The following is a 5,213-nucleotide window of genomic DNA, read 5'->3' on the forward strand; positions in this document are numbered from 1 at the left end:
GGCCAGCGCGCAGGGGTGGTGGGGGCGACACTGGACGGCCAGGGTGATCGCCCGGGACTCCGCTCCGCCGCCGCCCGTCCAGTGCAGGACCTGCCGGCCGGTGACGGTGACCGGATAGATGTAGGCGGCGGTCAGCACCGCCGGATCACGGGCGACCGCGGTCTGGAATGCTGCGGGCAGGTGGGCTTCGGCGACCTGTGCGGTGGCGTACTGCTGCTGGTCGCGCATCCGGCCCCACAGCAGCGCGGTGGGGATCTGAGCGGTCACCGATCCGGGGTCGGCGTACTGCTTCTCCGCGGTCAGCCAGCGTTGGAGCCCGGCGGCGTAGTCGCCCTGGGCGTTCGTGCGCGTGTCGTACGCCCACACCGCCGCAGCGAAGGCCTGGGCGTAGGCGACCGGATCCGACGTCCGCGGTGGTGCAGTTACCGGGGCACGCACACCTGGGGCCGACGATGCAGGTCGGGGAGCGGTGGCGGCAGATGGGGCGGTCGCCGGATCAATGGTGGGCGTCGGGACGATCGGCGGTGAGGTGCGGTGGTCGCCTGCCAGCCGGGCGGTGAGCCCGGCCAGCAGGGCGACGACGACCAGCACCCCCACGCCGACCAGCAGGCGCCGGCGCAGGGCACCGGTGAGAGGCGAGGACTGGGTGCGCATCAGTGGACCTGCGTTCCCAGGTTGCTGAAGAACGCGACGATCGCGTTGGCCGCGCCGAGCAGCAGCGCGGCGCCGGCGCAGACCAGCACCCCCTGCTTGCCCTTGGCCTCCGCGCCGTGGGAGCCGGTGTGGTGGCCCCAGGCCCACACCACCCCGGAGACGGACAGCGCGCCGACGACCGCGATGACGGAGAACAGGTTGATCGAGCCCACCACGTGCTTGAGCACTTCCAGACCCGGCAGGCCGCCCTCCGACGGCGTGATCCCGGGATCGTAGGCCAGGAGCTGGACAGGGATGGTCAAGGCCAAAGGGCACACTCCTAGGGGTTGGCCGGGACGGGGCCGCATGGGACAGGGGAGGTCCGGGCAGGTCAGGGGAGGATGCGACGCGCGGCGAGGATGGCGCGGCGCCACGAGGCGAGCGTGGCGATCCGCACGACGTCGCCGGTGTGGGGTGCGTTGACGATCAATCCCGAGCCGATGACCATGCCCACGTGTTCCGGGTGGGCTGCGGTGCCCTCGGTGAACACCAGGTCACCCGGGCGGAGATCGTGGGGAGAGACGGCCTGGCCCTCGGCGACCTGCGTGTAGGTCGTGCGCGTCAGGGCGACGCCGGCGGCCTTGTACGCCTGCTGCATCAGCGAGGAGCAGTCGCACCGGCCCATCGGATCCGGGCCGTGCGCGTTCGTGCAGGACCCGCCCCACTGGTACGGGGTGCCGAGCTGCCCCAGGGCCCAGCGGATCGCGGTCCGCACCTCGGCGGGCGCATCCGCAGGGATTGCGTACCCGGCGGGTAGGGCACCGGGCGGGATCACCCCAAAGTTTGTTCCGTCCTTGCCTCCCGTGCATCCGACGCCGACAGCGGACACGGCAGAGGTGTCGGGCGAGTCCGTAGGCATCGCACCAGTCGGTGGGGCAGAAGCCCGAGGCGGTGCCAGGAGGCTGTCGAGGGCCTGTTGCAGGGCGGTGGCCAGCGGCTCCCACCGGGCATAGGCGTCCGGATTGGCGCTGTGCTGGACCACCTGGGCTGCCTGAGCAATCGTCAGCTGCTGCCAGCCGGGGACGCGCAGCAGGTGCGCGTAGAACCGGTTGGAGGCGTAGACGGGGTCCTGGATTTGCTCGGCGGTTCCCCAGCCCTGGGAGGGGCGCTGCTGGAACAGTCCGAGGCTGTCCCGGTCGTCTGAGGGCAGGTTGCGCAGCCCCGACTCCTGCAACGCGGTGGCCAACGCCACGACCTGAGCGCGTGCCGGCACATCCATCGCGAGGCCGGTTGCTACGATCGTCCTCGCTTGGGGGATTTGTACTTGCGGTGCCTCCATCCCCTCCACTGGGGCTGAGCCAGTGCCCGGCGGCGTGCCGTTCAGGATCTCCCGCACCGCCTCCTTGACAGCTGCAATGTCCACAGCCTGTGCAGAACTCCCGCAGGAGGCGGCCGCGTTGCTGGAGACGAGCAGGGCGACCAGGAGCCCGAGGAGGACCGGGCCGAGCAGCGCGGCGGCCAGGAGGACCGTGCCGGCGCGTTTCACCGCCGGGCCCCACCGCCCATCGCGGGTGGCAGCCGGTGGTCCGCCGGTGAGCGGGCCTGTATCGCGTAGGTCATCGGGGGATCGCTCCATCGCGTGAGTGGGCGGGCAGGGACGCCTGGGGGCTGGCGAAGGCCGGCCCCGCACCGCTGACGGCGGTCCGGAGCCGACCCTGGAAGCGGCTCAAGGCCGCGCCGTTAATCTCGCCACAGGGGTGCCTCCACGGCAGAGGGAAATAGGGGGATGCTCCCGATACGGGCAGGCGGAGGCCGTCGAGGACGGGACCTGGCCGGGGGAGCGTGGCGAGACGCTAGACCTGCGCCCGGTGCCACACCAAATACCCGGCCTCAGGCCCGGGGGGATTAGGTACGGCACCCGGGCGGCGGCTAGCGTCCCGGGCCGCAGCGCCGCTTCGCCCACCACATCGGCAGCATGCCGAGACGCCCCGCGAACAAGCATCGTGCATGCCGCGCGGTCCTCGACCCTGGCGCCCCGCCGGTGGGGCGGCCTGCCTCCCCTTTTGCCGCATCCCGCACTGGAGGTCGACCCTGCCCACGTACACCATCCACCGCGGCGACGCCCTGACCGTCCTTAGCGGCCTGGCGGACGCCAGCATCGACGCGATCATCACCGACCCGCCCTACAACTCCGGCGGGCGCACCGCATCCGAGCGCACCTCGCGTACCGCCCGCGCCAAGTACACCTCCGGCGACGCCGGCCACGCGCTGGCCGACTTCCCCGGCGAGAACAAGGACCAGCGCTCCTACACCCGCTGGCTCGCCGAGATCCTCACCGAGGCCTACCGCACCACCCGCACCCACGGCGCCTGTGTGATCTTCTCCGACTGGCGTCAGGAACCCGCCACCACCGACGCCCTGCAGATGGCCGGCTGGGTCTGGTCCGGCACCATGCCCTGGATCAAACCTGCGAGCCGCCCCCGCAGGGGCGGCTTCAAGCAGTCCGCCGAGGCCATTGCCTGGGGCGTCAAGGCCAGCCTGGACCGCACTCGCGACATCTACCTCCCCGGCCACTTCATCGGCTCCCAACCCCGAGGCGAGGACCGCGTCCACATCACCCAGAAGCCGGTCGAGGTCATGCGCGAACTCGTCCGCATCTGCCCGCGGGGCGGCACCGTCCTCGACTTCTGCGCCGGCTCCGGCTCCACGGGTGTTGCCGCCCTGCTGGAAGGCCGCAACTTCATCGGCGTTGAGATGACCGGCCACTACGCCGACATCGCCGAACGCCGCCTCCGCGAGACCCAGCAAACCCTCCAGGCCGACCCCGACCAGGCCCCTCGGTGAACGGCCCTCCCGACCGGTCCGGCGAGATCGTCGCGGTCAGCCCCGGCTACCTGGGCGGGCCCGGCGACCCCGACGCCGCCCTGGACACCTTCCTCGACGCGCACCCCGATTGGTCCCGCTACCGCCCCGGAGCCGGAGAGACGACGGTCGCGGTCAGCGACTGCCTGCTCGGACGCATCCAGCTCGACCACGAACCCGACAGCCGTGGCATCCGCTGGACCATCGCCGCCTACACCTCCCCGGTCGGCGAACGCTCCTGGAAGGCAGAGTTCGACACCCGCACACCCCACGAGGTTGTCCTCGTCGTCGCCTGCCAGCTCGCATTCGCCCTGGCTCAGCCCGCGCCTGCGCAGCGCGACAGCGCCCTGTGGGGATCCGACCGTCTGCCCGCACTCCTCACCCGTGCCGCGGAGGCAGGCTGGCGCTGGCGGGACACCGCCGCGGACGATGAAACCGCCCTCCAGGCCCCGGACGGCACCGCCGGGCTGACCCTGCGGGAGGGCCACGAGCGCATCACCGGCTTTGAGGATTCGGACGGCCTACCCGTCGCCTGCACCCTGTGGGCTGGCCCGGCCGACCGGCCCGACCGGCAGTGGAAGGGCACCTTCACCGCCGCCACGCCCACAACCCTGCTCGCCGCAGCCCTCAGTGAACTCACCGACCCGCACCCCGCCCTGCGCACCACCGACCAGATCCCCGAAGCCCACCGCGCCCTGGTTGGCATCACCCCACGGCCACGCAGGACCGCCGCCGCAGCCCGGGGTGCCCAGGCGAGGAGTCCGGACGCCGGCGCCACGCCGGCTGCCGCACCCGTGGCGGCATCGAACCGGGGGCGCCCATCACGCTGACGACCACTCCCACGACGAGGTCCACGTTGATCCCTGCCAGCACCGCCGTTGATGAGCCGGACGGCGACGTCTATGTCAGCCCCCGTTACCTCGCCGGGTCCACCGGTATCGGAGACCCCGGCTTGCAACCGCTGCGTGACATCGGCGGTGCCCTCAGCTACGACGACCTGGGCAACTGCTACCTCGCCACGCCCGATCAGCGCATCCGCGCCGGATTCATCCCGGAGCAGGAGTGGAACACGCTGTGGCAGATCGCTGTCTCCAAGGACGCCTTCGCCCCGCCCCTGTGGTGCATGAACTTCAGCGAGCACACCCCGGAGGAGATCGTCGCCGACGTCACCACCGTACTTGCCGCCCTGTACGAGCCCGACGGCAACGACTGGCTCATTCGCGAGCCCCGCACGCCTGGGGCCTGGCGCCAGCCCTACCTGGACGCCGGATGGACCACCCACCCCCTGCGCTACGGCCAGCAGCAGACAGTCTCCCCGGACGGCCACGCCACCATGACCTGGCGAATGCACCCCCTCGCCACACACGAGGCAGAGCAGGCCGGCCAGGACGGACGCTGGACCCTGGCCGTCGACAACGGTCTGAACAGCTGGTACGGCCGCTTCAGCAGTGCCACCCCCGACCGGATCCTGACCGCTGCGGCCACCGCGATGCTCAATCCCGCACCCGTGCCCCGCTACCGGCACCACCTTGGTCGCACCGCACGCCAGAACGCCACGCTGACCCCGATCGCCCCGCCGGTCCCCACCCCGCGCGACGTTCACCGCCAACTCGCCGCCCGCACCCACCGCCCCGGTCTCGTCGTCCAAGAGGCCCTGAAGACTCCTACACCCACCAGCAGCCTCGCCTGGACCACCATCACGCCAGTCCGTACGAACC

The 5,213-nt window shown here is 71.7% G+C and carries 6 protein-coding genes; 3 read left to right on the forward strand and 3 right to left on the reverse strand.

The window, feature by feature from the left end; translation table 11 throughout:
* The 3 genes from AOK09_RS30775 to AOK09_RS30785 all read right to left on the reverse strand — a co-directional run.
* Window positions 1-654, reverse strand: a 654-nt coding sequence (locus AOK09_RS30775) for a hypothetical protein (RefSeq protein WP_055590513.1), incomplete at its 3' end; no start/stop codon positions are given.
* Window positions 654-956, reverse strand: a complete 303-nt coding sequence (locus tag AOK09_RS30780) for a DUF6112 family protein (protein ID WP_245687564.1) — start codon at window positions 954-956, stop codon at window positions 654-656. The genes AOK09_RS30775 and AOK09_RS30780, both read right to left, overlap by 1 nt.
* Window positions 957-1,024: 68 nt before the next feature.
* A complete protein-coding gene (locus AOK09_RS30785; RefSeq protein WP_055590515.1) occupies window positions 1,025-2,179 on the reverse strand; it encodes a C40 family peptidase in 1,155 nt (384 codons plus the stop codon).
* A gap of 461 nt (window positions 2,180-2,640) precedes the next feature.
* Between AOK09_RS30785 and AOK09_RS30790 the strand changes: the two genes are divergently transcribed.
* From AOK09_RS30790 to AOK09_RS30800, 3 genes are all read left to right on the forward strand, one after another.
* Window positions 2,641-3,477 (forward strand): DNA-methyltransferase, encoded by an 837-nt coding sequence (locus AOK09_RS30790; RefSeq protein ID WP_079063568.1) that lies wholly within the window; start codon window positions 2,641-2,643, stop codon window positions 3,475-3,477.
* Window positions 3,474-4,325 (forward strand): DUF317 domain-containing protein, encoded by an 852-nt coding sequence (locus AOK09_RS30795; RefSeq protein WP_055590516.1) that lies wholly within the window; start codon window positions 3,474-3,476, stop codon window positions 4,323-4,325. Before AOK09_RS30790 ends, AOK09_RS30795 begins: the two co-directional genes overlap by 4 nt.
* A 26-nt stretch (window positions 4,326-4,351) precedes the next feature.
* On the forward strand, window positions 4,352-5,213 hold an 862-nt coding region (locus AOK09_RS30800; protein WP_055590517.1), incomplete at its 3' end, for a DUF317 domain-containing protein.

This window comes from Peterkaempfera griseoplana, from assembly GCF_001418575.1.
GTDB lineage: Bacteria > Actinomycetota > Actinomycetes > Streptomycetales > Streptomycetaceae > Peterkaempfera > Peterkaempfera griseoplana.

Bases quoted from the DNA above. Each gene is read 5' to 3' on its own strand.
- AOK09_RS30790 (WP_079063568.1), top strand. From the start codon at position 2,641: ATGCCGCGCGGTCCTCGACCCTGGCGCCCCGCCGGTGGGGCGGCCTGC.